The sequence below is a fragment of the Sphingopyxis alaskensis RB2256 genome (assembly GCF_000013985.1).
GTDB classification, from domain to species: Bacteria; Pseudomonadota; Alphaproteobacteria; order Sphingomonadales; family Sphingomonadaceae; genus Sphingopyxis; species Sphingopyxis alaskensis.
In genome coordinates this window covers 2,692,345-2,707,469 of the sequence record NC_008048.1, presented here as the reverse complement: position 1 = coordinate 2,707,469, position 15,125 = coordinate 2,692,345, and the positions used below count along the sequence as shown (strand labels likewise).

The following is a 15,125-nucleotide window of genomic DNA, read 5'->3' as shown; positions in this document are numbered from 1 at the left end:
TCAGTGCCCGTGCTCCGCTTCGCCTTTTCCAAGCTCGGCCTTGAGGGTGAAGCTGTTCGGCCCGGCGAGCTGTTCATCGCCCTTGAGCCCCGACGTCACGACCACATTGTCCCCGTTGGGGCTCCCGAGCGTGACAGGCGTGGCCTTGAAGCCGTGTTCGGTGCGGACGAACACGGTGGAGCGGCCCTCGACCGTCTGAACCGCACTTTGCGGCACGAGCAGCGCGGCTGAGCCGCTGCCGGGAAGCTGGATTGAGGTCGTGACCGGCTCACCGACGCGCCATTGGCCGGCGCGGTTGTCGATGACCGCGATGACCGTGGCGAGGCGCGTGGCTTCATCGAGAATGGGCGACACGAAATCGACGCGCGCAACCGATCGCCGATCGCCCGCGACGACTTCGATTTGCGAGCCGGGCAGCACTTTGCCGGCGTCGGCCGGCGAAAGTGCCAGCGTAACCGCGACCCGTCCAAGATTGGCGACGCGGAACAGTTCGGCGTCGGCGGCGACGGTCTGGCCCAGGGTCACGCTGCGCGCGACGACCTGGCCCGAAAGGGGAGCATTGATCGCGATGCGATTGAGCGCGCCGCCACCGCCGCCGGCGGCTGACACCTGTTGCTGTGCGAGGCGCAGGGCGATTCGCGCTTCGGTCGCTGCGGTGCGCGCGGCGATCAGATCCTGTTCCGGTGAGACGCGCTCGTTGAACAAGCGCTGTTCGCGGCGAAGGTTGCTTTCGGCGAGCGCCAGCCTTGCCCGCGCCGCCTCGATCTCCGCGTTGAGCGTCGCCGCCTCGCGGCTTTCGATGATCGCCAGAGTTTGCCCGCGCCCGACCAACTGGCCGAGATTGCGCGTTAGCGACACGACACGCCCGCCGATCGCGGCGGACACAACCTGCATCCCTTGGGGGTCGCCTTCGATCGTCGCCGGCAGCGTGAGCGCGCCGCCGCCGCTGCGGATAACGCGCACCATTTCGATGCCAGCTTTGCGAATCTGATCCGCGCTAAGTTCGATCTCGCCTTCTTCTTCGGCATGGCCGCCCGCCTCGGGCGCGGCGCCTTTTTCGGCCGTAGCGGCGTTCTGCGCATTGTCGGCGGGTTGATCGCCGCCGGAACATCCAACCATAAGGAGTGCGGCGAATGTCAGCGGCAAGGCCGCTATGTAACGGGTCTTCATTGTCATTCCCCCTGTGTGACCGGCGCGCGGGCGGTAAGCCGCTCAAGCTGCGCCTGGGCGATGTGGTAGGAGAGCAGAGCGTCGATCGCCGCCGCTCGCGTTCCGGCTAGCGTGCGTTCGGCATCGAGTAGATCGAGCTGGCTGAACTTGCCCTCCCGATAGCCGATGCGGGCGATGCGGGCGGCTTCTTCGGCCGCCGCGAGCGCGGGTCCACTGGCCGCCGCCGCATTTGTGGCGGCGTTGGCGGCATCGGCTTGCGCGCGTGCAATGGCCTGATCCACATCGAGCGCCGTGAGGCGTCGCCGCGCGTCCGCGCTCTGCCGTTCGGCGGTAGCTTGGCTCAACGCGGCCCGGCCGTTGTTGAACATCGGGATCGGGATCGACAGGCTGAAAATCGCCGCCGTGTCATTGGTCTGCTCGAGCCGGCGCGCGCCGGCCCCAAGCGTCAGGTCGGGCACGCGCTGCGAGCGCGCGAGGCGCACGCCGGCGTCGGCGATAGCGAAGTCGGCATTGGCCGCCGCCATCATGAGCGTGCCCGTGCTGTCGATTGGCCGGAGGGGGCCATAGGTCGCGGGCACGCGGGAGAACCAGTCCGTGTCGAGCGGCCCCGCGATGGGTTGGCCTATAATACGCGACAGGGTGAACCGCGCGACTTCGACAGCCCGTTCTTCCCGCGTTAGCGCAGCGTCGGCATTGACCCGTGCTACGTTCGCTCGCTCAGCTTCGATCGGCGACGCGCGGCCCGCCTGCACGCGGACCTGCGCGGCGCGCAGGGTTTCATTTGCGATACGGGCCTGATCGTGGGCGGTGATGAGCCGACGTTCCGCCGAGGCGGCCTCCGCGTAGGCGCGAATGACGTTCAGCCGGAGATCGGCTTGTGCGATCGTGGCCTGTATGGTGGCCCGGTCGGTTCGAGCGTCCGCGACGGCGATCCGAGCCGATCGCTTGCCGCCGAGTTCGATCGGCAGCGTAAGCGATGTGGTCGCTTCCAGGCTCTGCGTGCCACGGTACGGGCCGGAACCAGCGACGTTTTCAGCTTCGACCGTGACGCTGGGATTGGGCCGGAGCCCCGCGACGCGCCGTCCCGCTTCGGCAGCGCGAATGTCCGCCGAGGCGGCTTCGAGCGCTGGCGAGACGACGCCGGCAAGCTCGAGTGCGCGATCGACCGTGAAAGCCGGGCCCATTAGGGCGGGCGACGTGCTTTGTGGCTGAGCGGCCCCGGTATCAACCGGCGACGAGGTTTGGGCCTGCGCGATGGTCGCGCAAGCGGTCGCGGCCAGCAGGGCCGCGAGCAATCGGTGCATGATCGAAAGACTCCTGATAATTCCGGGGGAGTCCCACGGATGGGACTAGGCTGGAATCGTCATGCCTTTGGAGGTCGGTGAGTTGGATCGGGCGCGCTCGAGACGCGAGCCTGCGCATTCGGAAGCAAGGGCGGCGCTGTGCGCAGATGCGCTTGGGTGGCGAATCCTTCCTTCTCGGGCTCGCCTACTTGTTCACCCTGGCAGCTGCCGTGATGGTGCGCTGCCGCCTTGTCATCTTCAGACGGAACTTGATCGCGAACGTCATCGGTATAGCCGAGGTGTGCCGCAGCATCTGAACCCACGCATCTGATGGGCTCGGCCGCGCGCGCAGCAGTGCCCGCGGTCAGCGACAGCGAGACGAGGCACGTCAGGATCAAGGCGAGGAAGCGTCCCATGGCGGGCGCCCTATAGCACGCCAACCAATTCAGAAAAGGATTCATTTGCTGATTTTGGCTTGATGTGCTGGTGTATCATGCATTTATTAGTCGACGGCTAGTTGTCGAACGCGGACATCGAATCCTGCCAATATTGCGCATGATTTCGCCAAGGTCAGAATAGTCATTCTGCAACATAGATGTGGAGAGGGTCGCCGCCAGTTTTGTCTACTGGAAAAGCATCGGCAACGCCATTCTGCAACCAGCAGAGCGATCGAACGCCGTTATCAGTAAAACTAATATCAGCCGAGAAAAGGAGGGAAGAAAATGACCGCGGAGATAGTGCGCAGCCTCGTTGTGGACGCAACCCCTGATGGCCCCATCGAGCAACGTCTCGACGCGGCATTGCAAATTGCCAACGAGCACAAGGGCTCCCTCGTGGCCGTTTGCCCAGCGTGGCCTACGGGCATGTCCTTCGCTGATGCCCTCGTCCGCGGTCCTTTTCAATCGATGGCTCGGGAAGAAGAAATGCGTCAAGCGATCGCGCTTCGCGAGCAACATTCGATCGCTTGGCGCAAGGCTCCTCAGTCACGACCGATTGGTGCGACAGCATTGCTGATCCTGCCGTCGTCCTGCGCGAGCACGGCTTGCTGGCCGACCTCATCATCATGAGTTTGCCGAGGGAGGGCGATGTGGCGCAGGCCGATCCCGTCGATCTCGCTGCCGCCACAGGCACTTCCATTCTTCGCTTGGGTACTGCAACCTCGCGAGAGGCCTTTCGACGCGTGCTGCTCGGTTGGAAGGATTGCCGGGAGTCGCGCTGCGCCTTGCGGGCAGCCTTGCCCTTCCTGCGGCGGGCCGAAACCATCCTGATCGCAGGCGTGGGCGACGAAGCGTCACCGGAGTGCCTCAGCGCCGTGCAGCGTTATCTTTGCGCCCGCGATATGAACGCACAACACGACCACATTCCCGACAATGGCAAAGGTGCGGCTGCATCGATGACCGAGGTCGCCCGACGCGAGGGCTATGGCCTGCTGGTGGCAGGCGCTCGCGCCCAAGGCCGGTGGAAAGAGCGGATAGTCGGTGGCGCCACCGAGGAACTGCTGAGAACCGATGTGAACTGGCTTTTGGCAAATTAGATATGCGGCTCGCTTTTCCGTCACGATAGGGTCTGTGCTCCGGCATGGCGGAGCAAGCTGCGGTAGGTGCCACCGGCGGATGGGCGCCTCAGACTAGGAGGTGGTATGCCCTCTGCTCTGATGATCAGAACGGCGGCATGAACGACAACCGGATGAGTTTAACTCCGCCGCCAAACGGTTCAAGAAAGGCGCCGCCGCATCCCCGCAGCAGGCCGCGTTCTTGCCTTCAAGCTGGACCGGTGGGCAAGGAATGCTGCCGAATGAACAGAAGACGCAGCAATCACCATGCTTCGGCCGGAGGACCGCTCCGCAACCGGCGCAGTCGTAGAAATATTGGCATGCGTTGGTCGGCATGATCTCTGTTTCTACGAAGCCGCAGTGCGGGCAGGTGAGCGTCGATTCGAGCTGGGGCGCCTGCTCAGACATAGGAATAGCCGAGCCAAAGCAGGACTGCGCCGGCGATTAGGCCGATGAAGAGGATCAAGCGCAGCCACACCGGGGTGCAGGCACGTTCTGAATCACAAGAGTCGGCAGAACGTTGCATCCGCCAGAGCAGGAGCGTGCCTCCGGCGAGGCTGAGCGCGCTCAGCCACAGCAGAAGATCGCGATAAGGACCCGTCGCCATCGAAATTCCGCCGAGCCAGGCGGCACTAATCCCCGCTGTCGTCAACAGGATAGGCAAGGCGCAGCAAGCAGCCACGCCAAAGGCGGCCGTAACACCTCCAAGCGTCAACAGGACTGCTCCCTTTGTTCCCGCTCCGCCTCGTGAACCGCTCCGCATCAACGACTCCTTGAATCTTCCATGAGGAGGTCATACCGTCTGTAGTAGCTACAGACTCAAGCTATTATTTTCGGAGGAGGCGCGCGTGATCGGAGAGACGATCGCAATTGGCGAGCTGTCGCGCCAGACTGGCTGCAACATCGAGACGATTCGCTATTATGAGCGGATCGGCCTTACGCCAAGGGCGAGCCGGCGGGGTCGCTATCGCAGCTATGATACGGCCGATATCAGGCGGCTGCGGTTCATCCGCCGTGCGCGCGAGCTCGGCTTTACGCTCGAAGAGATCAGCGCACTTATCGGGATTGCCGCTGCAGGCGAGGTATCATGCGCGAATGCGCGCGGTATCGCTGCCGCGCATCTCGCAAGCGTGCGCGCACGGCTCCTCGATCTGCGGCGGATGGAAGAGGTTCTTCATGGAGTCGTGCGAGCGTGTGATGCGGGCGAGCATGCTGGATGCCCCTTGATCGAGACGCTTTCTGCGGACGCTGGTTGAGCGACACGGTGCCATCACAAGATGCTTCTACTCAGCCGCGGCCGTGCCTGCTGCATGCCTTCGCCCGTTATACCAGAAGCCAACACACAGGATCGCGAGCGCGAGAAGCTGGAGCAGCAGCGGTTGCAATGACGGGAAGATGCCGAGCATCGAGAGCCTCGGCACATGCGCGACCGGCGTGATATCGATGAGCCCGGCCTCCTGGAGCGCGGCCGTACCCTTGCCGGCGAGCACCACTGCTAGGATGGCGATGAGCACCGAGCTGTAGCCGAAGAACTTCCCGATTGGCAGCGAGCGGCTGTAACGCAGCATTGCCCAGGCAACCACGGCGAGCACCGCGACCGCGGTTGCAGCACCTGCCGCGATGACGCTGCCGCGCCCTTGCGCCGCCAGCGCCGCGAAGAACAGGATCGTCTCGAACGCCTCTCGATAGACGACGAGAAAGGCGAGTCCGAACAGGAACCAGGCCGAGCGGCGCGACAATGCCTTGCCGAGCGCTTCGCGGATATAGCGTTGCCAGCTTTCGGCATGCGACTTGCCGTGCATCCAGATGCCGACCGAAACCAGCACCACCGCCGCGAAGAGTGAACCGAACCCTTCGGTGAGTTCGCGGCTCGCGCCGCTGATCGAGATCGCATAGGTCGCAACCGCCCAGGTCGCGCCGCCCGCAACGAGCGCGGCGATCCATCCGCCATGGACAAAGGGCAGAACTTCCGGCCGGTCGGCCTTGCGGAGAAAGGCGATCATCGCGACGACGATCAGCAGCGCCTCGAGCCCTTCGCGCAGCAAAATGGTGAGCGCGCCGATGAAGGTCGAGACGTCGCTCGCCGCATCGGGCGACAGCACGGTCTCTGCGTCTGCGAACAGACCATCGATCACGGCGGCCTTGTCGGCGAGTACCTCAGCCGGCTCACCGCGACCGATCGCGGTCCGGAACTCGCCCATCGCGCCCTCGATGCGCGCCATCAGCGTCGCGTCGCGGGCAGTGAGGATCGGCTCCACCGGCTCGAACCCATCGAGATAGGCCGAGAGTGCAAGCCGCTCGGCGTTGCGCCTGTCGCCCGCGCGATAGGCGGCAAGGCTCTGCGCGAGCCTTTCCCGCGCGACCGCCAGCGATGCGGGCGTCGGCGCGCTCAGCTCCTGCGGTTTCGCCCGCAGATAGGCGATGACGGCATCCGCCTTATTCTGCCCTATAGCGCGGCCGAGTTCCTCCGGCGTCATGCTGGTGAAGGCCTGGAGATCGGGGAAGCGCTGGCGCAGGGCGGCGTTGCTCTTCCACATGCGCTCGCCCGCCGCCGCGTCCTTGAACGCGAAACCACCGACATAGGCTGCAAGCGCCCAGCGGTCTTCCGATGGCAGATGCGCAAAGCTCTGCATGGCCGTGCCGTCGAGCCCTTGGTCGATCACCTGATAGAGCGCGAACAGGCTGCGTTTGCGCCCACGCTCAGCGTCGGTGAAGGCGATCGGCGGCGGATCCATTCCAACCGCCTGCGGACCGCGGCCGTCGCCCTTGGCGCCGTGGCAGCTCGCGCAATTCTCGGCGTAGAGCGCCCTGCCGCGTGCAGGATCGGGCGCCTTGGCGGGCGCAAGTGGCACCGGATAGGCGGCCAGCAGATCGCTCGCCAAAGCTCGCGCCTTCTGCGCCACCACTTCCGGCGCTGCCTTTGAAGCGATGGCGGCCTCAAGCCCCTGTGCCTCGCCGATCAGCCTGGCCCGTCCGGGCTTCGAAGGAAGGGCCGCGATGCCGGTCCGGATCGTCGCCGAGAATTCGGTCATCTCGGCATATTCAGTCGTGCTCGTGACGCGGCCGCCCGACACTGCTCCGGCATAGTCGACAGCCACATAGTCGAGAAGCCGCCAAACGGTCTGAACCTCGCCGCCTTGTGCTCGCGCAGCTACCGGAGAGAGCATGATGCCGCCCAGCGCTACAAGAAGAAGAGTGAACAGGCGAAGACGGAAAAGCAGGACCACGCAGTGAACTCCAAAGATCAAGCCGTCTGCGTCAACTCGCGCAGCTCGGTACGCGCGCCGCGGAGGATTTCATAGGCGGAGTGGAGGAAGAGGGCCGCGATCACGGCGGCAACCGTCAGATCGGGCCAGGCGCTCCCTGTCCAGGCGACGAGCGCTGCCGCGACGATCACGGCAACATTGGCGAGCGCATCGTTGCGGCTGAACAGCCAGACCGCGCGCACATTTGCGTCCCCTTCACGGAAGCGCGACAAGACGAAGGCCGATGCGACATTGACGACAAGCGCAGCGACGCCGATGCCGCCCATCAAGTCGGCTTCGGGCGCGACAGCAGTCAAGGCGCGCCAGAGCGCCACAGCGATCACGCCGAGACCCAACGTGAGGAGGAATATTCCCTGAACGAGCGCAATCCGTGCGCGCGCCGCCGCAGTCCAGCCGAGCGCAATCAGGCCGACTAACGTGATCGTCCCGTCGCCCATGAAGTCGAGCGCGTCGGCCTTGAGCGCTTGGCTGTCGGCAATGAACCCGCCGACGATCTCGCAGGCGCCGAAACCGAGATTGAGGAGCACGACGATCCACAGCGCACGCCGGTAGGCCGGATCCTTTTCCGCCCGCGCGCTGTCTCCGGTGCAGCCGCAGCCGCCTGCTTCATCCGAGTCTACCATTCGCCGCTTCTACAACCTCCAGTAACTGTAGAAGCAAGCATTTCTGCAAATGGTTCGCGTTATATGCTTTTGGGTGCCTTGAAGTGGAACAGGCTGATCGCGCCGGTGGGGGTCGAAATCACCCGCCGGGGGACCACCGGCGCGCGCGCCAAGTCGGCCAGAATGGCCTCGATAGCGCCATCGGCGTTGGGCTGGGTGTCGGCGAGGCCGTCGAGGCGCTGCACAGTCAGCCGGAACAGCGACCGCATCAGTGGCGATGTTTGCGCCGCGTAATCGGCGATGTGAAGTTCCCCGCCAGGCTTCAGGGCTTCGGCCATTGCCGCAATCCCACTTCGCTTTCCAACGATCGATACCTGGTGAAACACAAGGCTGGAGACCGTCTTGTCGAAGCGCACGCCCAAAGTGGCGGCATCACTTGCAAAGCCTTGCCGCCACTCGATCTCCACGCCCGCCTTTCTCGCCTTGGCTTCGGCGCGATGAAGAACGTCCGGATCAGGATCCAGCCCTATGATCCGGGCACCCGGCGCCCGACATTTCATCAGAAGCGCAAAGCTGCCCGTGCCGCAGCCAACATCAAGGATCGTCTCGCCGTTGCGCGGCGCCAATTGCTCGAGGAGCGCGGTTCGCCACAGCCGCTCGCGGGTCAGCAGCTTGATCGCGAAATCATAGGCGCCGGTCAGTCCGGCTCGCCCGAGGGCGGGCGTGAAACGCACATCTGGCGATGCTGGCCTTTCGGTCCGGGACATGCATAGGCTATACAATCTCCAGTAACTGGAGGATCAAGAGGCATGATCAAGCGGCTGGCGATCGGTGATCTGGCGCGGCAGACCGGAACCAAGGTCAACACGATCCGCTTCTATGAGGAGATCGGCCTCCTCCCGCGGGCCATGCGTACCGCCTCGGGACGACGAACCTATGGCACAGCGGACGTGCGCCGCCTCGCCTTCATCCGGCACGGTCGTGGCCTTGGCTTCTCGGTCGAGGAGGTCCGCTCACTCCTGGCACTTGCCGACGAACCGGAACGCGACTGTGCCGAGGCGGCGGCAATTGCACGCCGCCATCTTCGGGACATCGCCATGCGCATCGCACAGCTTGAGACGCTGCGTGATGCGCTCGCCGAGGTCGCTGTTTCCTGTGAGGGCGGCCGCGCGGCCGATTGCCGCGTGATCGAAGCGATTGCTGGCGCAGAACTGTCGGTCGAGGCCTGATCCAGGGAGAAGGCGATGAACTTGGCGGCCGAGCAACGCAAGATCATCCGACGAGCCACTGCGGCCATCGCCTTTTGCGCGCTGGTGCTTGCCGGCAGCTACCTCCTGTTGCCGCGCCTGTTCGCCCTTCCGACCGGTCTTGCCGAACGCATCGCGTTTGCGCTTCAGGCAGACCTCTTCGTTCTTGTCTGGATCGTTATCGGAGTCAGGATGGTGTCCAGGGGACGCTTTCATTCTGCCGTCGACAATCCGGGATCGGCCTTTGCGCCACCCAGCCCAGCGATCGCCGTCCAGGTGGCCTTCCTCCAGAACACGCTCGAGCAGGCGGTGGCCGCCGTCGGCGCTCATCTGGCGCTTGCAACCTTGATCAGCGGCCAGTCGTTGGCGTTGATCCCCGCTGCCGTCTTCCTGTTCGCGATTGGACGGATCACCTTTCTGCGAGGATATCGCCGTGGCGCCGGTGCGCGAGCGTTCGGCATCGTGGCCACCATCATTCCGACGATAAGCATCTATGGCTGGACGATCGGACTTGTTATTGTAAGATTGAGCACCAGCTTGTGAGACTGATCTGCAGTTTTCCCGTATGGACCGTTGAATAGCCAGCGGCATTGGGCTTGCGGCATACCCATCACCGGCGGCGCCAGCGCGTCCGCTGAAGGTGCAGTTCTTGGCATTCTCTAACATTACTGAGCACGAAGCGGCTTCGCGGCAGCGCGGGCAGCCGCGACCATTCGATCCTCAGGTCTTGTCCCGGCACCTCGTAGCTCATGCGTCGCGTGAGGAAATCCGCAGTCAGCTTCATGAGCTCGATCGCGATCCATTCGCCAGGACAGCGATGATCGAAGTAGTGGTCGCCGCCACCCTGCGGGATGAAATTGAACGGGCTGCCATCCCGTCGACCGAACCGCTCGGGCTCGAAGTCCTCCGGCCTTTCCCAGGTTCGGGGATCCTGGTTTGTACCGTACAGATCGAGGAGAATTCGGCGACCTGCGGGGAATTGGTATCCGTTCCATTCAAAAGCCAGCCGCGTCTGTGCAGCGACTGCCGGGAAGAAAGGATAGTACCGGCGAACCTCCTGGACGAAGCATTCAGCATAGTCCTCGTCGCCTGCCTGAAGCTTCTCTCGAACTTGGGGATGTGTGTGCAGTGCATGTGCGACAAAGATCATGTAGACCGAGACGGCAACCGTCGGTCTGATCACATTGATCAGTTCGACAGCAGCCACTTGGGGGGTCAGCAGCGCACCACTGAAATCCCGATGCCACGCAACGACGTGGGCGGCCGAGTGTTCGGGCGCGCGGAGGCGACCGCTTCGGATCTGTTCGACAATATCCGCCGCCCAGCTGTCGGCCCGTTTCCGGGCCCTCCGCGACCAGAGATGCCTAAGTCCAATCGAACCCGCATGGTCAAACAGTGCGGTGACCTGCCGGGTTCGCGGCTCGACCTCTGAATCCGCCAGCGGCACGCCGGCCCAAGCGCATGCCGCGCGCGTAAGAAGCGCGTGAAGCTCCGGATAGAGCACGACCGCGTTCATTGACGCCCATTTGCGCACGCGGATCTGCCACTCCGCCGAGGTCAGCCGCACGAGCTTTTCAATCCCCTCGGGTGTCATCAGCGACATGAACATCTGCTTGCGGTGCCGGTGAGCTCCCTCGTCGAGGCCCTGTACGCCACCCACTCCGAGCAGTGTCTTCTGAATCGCCTTAGGCATGGCGCCGTGGCGCGCGAAGCGGCTCTGGTCGTAGAACAGCCGGGCCGCTTCAGGCCCCGTCATACAGATGGTCTTCCGCAGCAGAAGCCGCGTTTCGAACAGGTCCGATCGGTAGCGTCGACACCGGTTCGAAATAAATCTGTAGGGATCACCCATCAGGGCGATCGTCGAGTCCAGGCTTTTGTCACGCGGAATCCGGGACATTGCAGTTCTCCCAATCCTGTTCGGCCCCGGTCTCCGAGCGGCAAACGCCCGGCCACGCGGCCAAGACCTCTAAAGCACGAACCGGTCCCAGCCGGCATAATGCTCCTCGCTGCGCTTGCCCTTGGGAAGGCTGAGGGCGATCAGCGCGATGCCGAGCACGATGCTGGCGACGGTTGCAGATGCGCCTGCACCCTCCAGCAGGAACGGCGCCACAATCAGCCACAGGCCGAATCCAGCATTGATCAGCCGGAGCACACGGGCGACTTCCGCCGTGGCGATGACCGCGACCGTTATCGTCAGCGCGCCGATGAGGTGATCGCTGTTGGCCATCGCGCCACTGGTGCCAAAGGCCAGCCGCGTGAACATCAGGAACAGGCCGATCGCAATGCTTGCGGCGAGCGTCCAAGGCAGTGTGATCCCACGTGATGCGTCGCTCCAGAAGGCGTTCGGACTGCTCAGCGCGTCCGAACGATCCTCCTGTCCGCCCTCGACTGCATCGCCTTTGAAGAACGTGCGGATAAGCGGCTTGCCGCGGCACTTCGCCCAATAGAGGAACTGGCCCATGGCGATCACCTCGTCGAGCGCGAACGGGATCATGATGAGCATGGCAAGCGCGGCAATGAGGCAGAGCGTGCACCAGGTGCCGATCAGGATCGGCTGGATGATGATGAAATAGATGCTGACCACGCCCAACGGGATCACCAGGATGCCGAAGAAGGTCACCATCCACGGCATGGTTCGCCACCGGTCGCGGCCGCCCATCACCGCCATCAGGATTTCGAGCAGATAGCTGATCGCGCCAAGGCCCGCATCCGGGATCGGCCAGGCCTTCGACACGTCCGAGGTTATGATCTCTTCGGCTCCGTTCCTCGGATCGGTCGGCGCGCCGGCGAAAAATGGCTCCCACGCGCTGTTGATATGCCCGAGCTGATAAGCCGTGAGAACGCGCGAAATGAGCAGGCCGATGAGGCCGAGATAGGCGATCGGCAGGCGCTGGGCGAAAGTCGAGGGAGAGTAGGTCCAGCCGGGCGGTATGGATTTGGGATCCATCATCCCTTCCATGCTCATTCCCGGCATCATCGGCACGAGGACCGAAAAGGCTATGACGGCGGAACCGATGAGCGTGTCGTTGAGATATTGCGCTCCGCTCGGCGTCCAGAAGATCATCGGCGCAAACAGCAGCCACAGGCCGACGAAGGTGCTGGCCCATTGCGCCCACCATGCGCTGCGTTTCGAGAGCGAAAGAGCGCCGAACAGCGCGATGAGGAGGCCGCTGGCGATGTCGCTGATCCTGAGCGCTGCCGCGCGGGATTCGACGGTGGGCAATCCGCGATCGACCGTCACCCATCGGACGGCGTCGCCGACGTTTGCAGTAGTGATTGCGTCATAGACGAAAGGGCTCGCCGCCAGCCAAAGCCCGAGGCCGATAGTCGCGTAGAAGACCCAACGGAGTTTTTTCGCGTCCGCTTCCATCATCGCCATGTGATCGTGGCCTGCCGGCATGGCGCCGTGGCCGCCCTTGGAATCCTTGCTCTCGTCCGCGCGGGGCGCACCGCCATGCGCGCGATGCTTGTCGGCCGCGGCGGGACGCTGCCCATACCAGGCGACCAGCGCCGGGTTGAGCTTGTTCTCCTTATACCAGCCGGTGGGATCGCGCTTCAGTGCCGCGACCATCTTTGGCAGCGTGTCCCGCAGCGAATGGCGCGGCTGCCAGTCGAGCAGGGACTGAGCGCGCGCAATGTCGAGGATGTAATGGTCATTGCTGGCCTCGACCATCCACGGCTTGATGAAGCTGTCCCCGCCAAGGACTTCCTCCTGGAGCCAGACACCGGCCTTGGCGACCGGTTGCGGAATGCGGATCGTAGTCCATTCCTCCCCGTGGAGGGCGCAGCCGATGATGTCCTGCACCTCTTCATAGCCGAGTGCGTCCGGCTCGCCGACCAGCAGCGGCAGCTCGGGCGGGAGGTCCCGGCGGCGGTCGATCAGCCGGACGACCGCGTCGGTGAGATCGTCGAGGTGCACGAAGGACTGGTTTGCGCAGAGCATCCCCGGATAGACGCGGGCGGACAGACGGTGCTCGTAGATGCGGGAGATCTGCTGGGCAATGAACGGCGAATGACCGATGTCGTCGTAGACGCCGGCGATGCGGAGAAGGACGACCGGGATTTCTCCATGCTTCTCGCGAAGCAGCTGCTCGGCCTGGACCTTGGACTCGGGATAGGCCCACTGCGGATCGATCGGCCATTCCTCGTTGATCCGCTCGTCCGGCATATCCGTCGGCCGGTGAACGAGCATGGTGCTGGCGAAGATGAACTGCTCCACCTCGAATGCCTTCAGCGCCTCGATCAGCCGGCGCGTTCCCTGGACGGTGATCTTCTCGTAAAGCGGGTTCGGCTCGCCGGAGACGTCATAATAGGCGGCGAGATGGATCACCGAAGCGATGCGGCCGCCGAACCTGGCGCGGACCTGATCAAGCGCCTCGCTCACCGCCTTATCGCTGCCGAGATCGAGATCGATTTGATGCGCCGGGGAGGGCGGAGCCGGGCCCCCAGGACGATCGAGGCCGACCAGCGTATATTTGCCGGCCAGCCTGCGAATGATCGCTGCGCCCAGATATCCGCTGCTGCCGGTGATCAGGACTATGTCATCATTGGCCATCGATCACCTCCTCACGTGACCGGTGATCAGAGCGAACGGGTTGTGCCTGATTCGTTATCTGGTGGCCCGGCGCGAGTGTTCGTTATCCGCGGTCCTGACCGCAGATATTTCACGAGCGCCGCAGCCGCGAGGATAAGCACGAGGACTACGAGCAGCCACACCAGGCCCATCCCGATCATCATCAGTCCGCCGCCGCCACCCATCATCATTTCCATGCAATTGACGTGCATCGCCGCTCTCCTATATCGCAGCCGCTTTGTGGGCTGCTATGGCGCCCATAATCAGAGCGATCGTCACCTCAGCGTCCGACAGTCGTGGCGCAGTTGCCTCCGTAATAATCGGATTAGCGGAGGCTCGATCACTCTTCTAACCCTTGGCGTGCGGGGTCGTTGCATGGAGCCGATGGGCCGCATGTCTGACATGGAGGAGCGGCGGGGCGCCGCGAAGTCATCGAACGCAGCGCATGAACTGGTGGATGTCTCACCGCGGAAGTGACATTCCAAAGGTAGCAAACCCGCAGATTATGGCGGGCCCGCGGGCTTGGGAATAGCCGGTGTTCGGGCGCCCAAGCTTGACTCGATTCAGCAACAGGCAGAGAATGTCTGTATGGGACGAGCGCGAAAATTTGCGCTGATCTTAGGCGTCTTACTCGGCCTGTTCGGACAGATTGTCACAGTCGCCGCAAGTCCTGCTGTGGCAACGTCCATGAGCGCAACCGCGCCAGCGACGATGCCGATGGACTGCGCCGGAATGATGCCAGGCGATGGTGAGGAGTCGCTGCCCTGCCAGCGGATGACGCTTGCTTGCCTGGCCGGCATGGGTTGTCTCCCCCTGTTTGCGCTCGATAGCCGCTCATCGCCACTTCCGGAAATGGTGAGCACGGATCTGCTTGTCATCTCGCCATTTTATCCGGCGCTACATGGACGATCGGCTCAGCCCGAACAGCATCCACCCAACGCCTTGGCCTGAAAATTCGTCAGGCGAACGCTTCCGAACGCTGGACAGCGCCGCGCGCTGCCCACCCCTTCGGGGCCGGTTTGCCCGAGGCACTTTCAGTCCAAGGAGAGCAATCATGAAGACCTTGATATTCAGCGCGTCGGTGGCCGCATTCACGATGCTCGTCGCCGCCCCGGTTCCGGTATTGGCACAGGCAGATGTCGAGAAACCGGCTGCCAGCAAATGCGTGTGGTCCCAGGCTCCCGGCCCGCGTGCGCCGCTGCGTCGGGTCTGCGAAAAGATCGTCGACCCGCGCGAGCAGATGGCAGGGGTCGGCGGACCGGAATGCGATCCTGCCTACACCGGCAAAACCGGCCGCTATGTGTGGCGGGCGCGACCGCAATATGGTCCGCGTGCGCCGTTGCAGGGACCGGTCCGCGTTTGGGTCGACGGGCGCGATGTCTGCTGACTCATGATGTGATGGCGAGGTGGTAACTTGGCCTCGACATGGATC

At 63.8% G+C, this 15,125-nt stretch carries 17 protein-coding genes and 1 pseudogene; 7 read left to right on the top strand and 11 right to left on the bottom strand.

The genetic code is table 11. The annotated features are described in order from the left end of the window. The 3 genes from SALA_RS13070 to SALA_RS17190 are packed head-to-tail and all read right to left on the bottom strand — an operon-like array spanning position 1 to position 2,869. Positions 1-1,170: an efflux RND transporter periplasmic adaptor subunit gene (locus SALA_RS13070; RefSeq protein WP_011542839.1), complete on the bottom strand. Its 1,170-nt coding sequence runs from the start codon at positions 1,168-1,170 to the stop codon at positions 1-3. 2 nt (positions 1,171-1,172) lie between these two features. Further along, complete coding sequence (locus SALA_RS13065) at positions 1,173-2,474, bottom strand: TolC family protein (protein WP_011542838.1); 1,302 nt, start codon at positions 2,472-2,474, stop codon at positions 1,173-1,175. Between the two features lie 59 nt (positions 2,475-2,533). Continuing rightward, positions 2,534-2,869 carry a hypothetical protein gene (locus tag SALA_RS17190; RefSeq protein ID WP_153802705.1) on the bottom strand — a complete coding sequence of 112 codons (336 nt, stop codon included), beginning with the start codon at positions 2,867-2,869 and terminating at the stop codon, positions 2,534-2,536. A 306-nt stretch (positions 2,870-3,175) separates the two neighbouring features. On the opposite strand from SALA_RS17190, the gene SALA_RS17185 reads away from it, so the two are divergent. Further along, positions 3,176-3,520, top strand: a complete 345-nt coding sequence (locus tag SALA_RS17185; RefSeq protein ID WP_153802704.1) for a hypothetical protein — start codon at positions 3,176-3,178, stop codon at positions 3,518-3,520. Then, positions 3,496-3,987 carry a universal stress protein gene (locus SALA_RS13055; protein WP_153802703.1) on the top strand — a complete coding sequence of 164 codons (492 nt, stop codon included), beginning with the start codon at positions 3,496-3,498 and terminating at the stop codon, positions 3,985-3,987. Before SALA_RS17185 ends, SALA_RS13055 begins: the two co-directional genes overlap by 25 nt. Before the next feature lie 204 nt (positions 3,988-4,191). Here SALA_RS13055 and SALA_RS17670 read toward each other — a convergent pair. Further along, positions 4,192-4,413 (bottom strand): annotated as a pseudogene (locus SALA_RS17670) (GDCCVxC domain-containing (seleno)protein); the annotation flags it as partial. Further along, complete coding sequence (locus SALA_RS13050) at positions 4,406-4,720, bottom strand: mercuric transporter MerT family protein (RefSeq protein ID WP_237700876.1); 315 nt, start codon at positions 4,718-4,720, stop codon at positions 4,406-4,408. The pseudogene SALA_RS17670 and the gene SALA_RS13050, both read right to left, overlap by 8 nt. 133 nt (positions 4,721-4,853) lie before the next feature. On the opposite strand from SALA_RS13050, the gene SALA_RS13045 reads away from it, so the two are divergent. Beyond that, complete coding sequence (locus SALA_RS13045; protein WP_011542833.1) at positions 4,854-5,261, top strand: MerR family transcriptional regulator; 408 nt, start codon at positions 4,854-4,856, stop codon at positions 5,259-5,261. Between the two features lie 27 nt (positions 5,262-5,288). Here the strand turns inward: SALA_RS13045 and SALA_RS13040 are convergent, their stop codons facing one another. From SALA_RS13040 to SALA_RS13030, 3 genes are all read right to left on the bottom strand, one after another. Further along, positions 5,289-7,172, bottom strand: a complete 1,884-nt coding sequence (locus SALA_RS13040; RefSeq protein WP_084764825.1) for an FTR1 family protein — start codon at positions 7,170-7,172, stop codon at positions 5,289-5,291. Between the two features lie 77 nt (positions 7,173-7,249). Then, complete coding sequence (locus tag SALA_RS13035; protein ID WP_011542831.1) at positions 7,250-7,894, bottom strand: cation transporter; 645 nt, start codon at positions 7,892-7,894, stop codon at positions 7,250-7,252. 59 nt (positions 7,895-7,953) lie between these two features. Continuing rightward, entirely contained in the window at positions 7,954-8,607 is a 654-nt protein-coding gene (locus SALA_RS13030) for a class I SAM-dependent methyltransferase (protein ID WP_041383360.1), read from the bottom strand. Positions 8,608-8,682: 75 nt separating this feature from the next. Here SALA_RS13030 and SALA_RS13025 point away from each other — a divergent pair, with 75 nt between their 5' ends. Then, positions 8,683-9,102: a MerR family transcriptional regulator gene (locus SALA_RS13025; RefSeq protein ID WP_011542829.1), complete on the top strand. Its 420-nt coding sequence runs from the start codon at positions 8,683-8,685 to the stop codon at positions 9,100-9,102. 15 nt (positions 9,103-9,117) lie between these two features. Beyond that, complete coding sequence (locus SALA_RS13020; protein WP_011542828.1) at positions 9,118-9,663, top strand: MAPEG family protein; 546 nt, start codon at positions 9,118-9,120, stop codon at positions 9,661-9,663. 67 nt (positions 9,664-9,730) lie between these two features. Here SALA_RS13020 and SALA_RS13015 read toward each other — a convergent pair whose 3' ends face one another. The 3 genes from SALA_RS13015 to SALA_RS13005 all read right to left on the bottom strand — a co-directional run bounded on the left by SALA_RS13015 (position 9,731) and on the right by SALA_RS13005 (position 13,905). Continuing rightward, on the bottom strand, positions 9,731-11,017 hold the full coding sequence (locus SALA_RS13015) for a cytochrome P450 (RefSeq protein WP_011542827.1): 1,287 nt from the start codon (positions 11,015-11,017) through the stop codon (positions 9,731-9,733). A 69-nt stretch (positions 11,018-11,086) separates the two neighbouring features. Further along, positions 11,087-13,675 (bottom strand): vitamin K epoxide reductase family protein, encoded by a 2,589-nt coding sequence (locus SALA_RS13010; protein ID WP_011542826.1) that lies wholly within the window; start codon positions 13,673-13,675, stop codon positions 11,087-11,089. Between the two features lie 26 nt (positions 13,676-13,701). Next, complete coding sequence (locus SALA_RS13005; RefSeq protein ID WP_011542825.1) at positions 13,702-13,905, bottom strand: hypothetical protein; 204 nt, start codon at positions 13,903-13,905, stop codon at positions 13,702-13,704. Between the two features lie 475 nt (positions 13,906-14,380). Here SALA_RS13005 and SALA_RS17180 point away from each other — a divergent pair, with 475 nt between their 5' ends. Both SALA_RS17180 and SALA_RS13000 read left to right on the top strand, forming a co-directional pair. Then, positions 14,381-14,644, top strand: a complete 264-nt coding sequence (locus SALA_RS17180) for a hypothetical protein (RefSeq protein WP_153802702.1) — start codon at positions 14,381-14,383, stop codon at positions 14,642-14,644. A gap of 103 nt (positions 14,645-14,747) precedes the next feature. Beyond that, complete coding sequence (locus SALA_RS13000; protein ID WP_011542823.1) at positions 14,748-15,080, top strand: hypothetical protein; 333 nt, start codon at positions 14,748-14,750, stop codon at positions 15,078-15,080. Positions 15,081-15,125 lie beyond the last annotated feature (45 nt).

Excerpts from the sequence above, each read along its gene's own strand:
- SALA_RS13070 (WP_011542839.1), bottom strand. The coding sequence starts at position 1,170 with ATGAAGACCCGTTACATAGCGGCCTTGCCGCTGACATTCGCCGCACTC.
- SALA_RS13065 (WP_011542838.1), bottom strand. The coding sequence starts at position 2,474 with ATGCACCGATTGCTCGCGGCCCTGCTGGCCGCGACCGCTTGCGCGACC.
- SALA_RS17190 (WP_153802705.1), bottom strand. The coding sequence starts at position 2,869 with ATGGGACGCTTCCTCGCCTTGATCCTGACGTGCCTCGTCTCGCTGTCG.
- SALA_RS17185 (WP_153802704.1), top strand. The coding sequence starts at position 3,176 with ATGACCGCGGAGATAGTGCGCAGCCTCGTTGTGGACGCAACCCCTGAT.
- SALA_RS13040 (WP_084764825.1), bottom strand. The coding sequence starts at position 7,172 with ATGCTCTCTCCGGTAGCTGCGCGAGCACAAGGCGGCGAGGTTCAGACC.
- SALA_RS13035 (WP_011542831.1), bottom strand. The coding sequence starts at position 7,894 with ATGGTAGACTCGGATGAAGCAGGCGGCTGCGGCTGCACCGGAGACAGC.
- SALA_RS13025 (WP_011542829.1), top strand. The coding sequence starts at position 8,683 with ATGATCAAGCGGCTGGCGATCGGTGATCTGGCGCGGCAGACCGGAACC.
- SALA_RS13020 (WP_011542828.1), top strand. The coding sequence starts at position 9,118 with ATGAACTTGGCGGCCGAGCAACGCAAGATCATCCGACGAGCCACTGCG.
- SALA_RS13015 (WP_011542827.1), bottom strand. The coding sequence starts at position 11,017 with ATGTCCCGGATTCCGCGTGACAAAAGCCTGGACTCGACGATCGCCCTG.
- SALA_RS13010 (WP_011542826.1), bottom strand. The coding sequence starts at position 13,675 with ATGGCCAATGATGACATAGTCCTGATCACCGGCAGCAGCGGATATCTG.
- SALA_RS13005 (WP_011542825.1), bottom strand. The coding sequence starts at position 13,905 with ATGCACGTCAATTGCATGGAAATGATGATGGGTGGCGGCGGCGGACTG.
- SALA_RS17180 (WP_153802702.1), top strand. The coding sequence starts at position 14,381 with ATGAGCGCAACCGCGCCAGCGACGATGCCGATGGACTGCGCCGGAATG.
- SALA_RS13000 (WP_011542823.1), top strand. The coding sequence starts at position 14,748 with ATGAAGACCTTGATATTCAGCGCGTCGGTGGCCGCATTCACGATGCTC.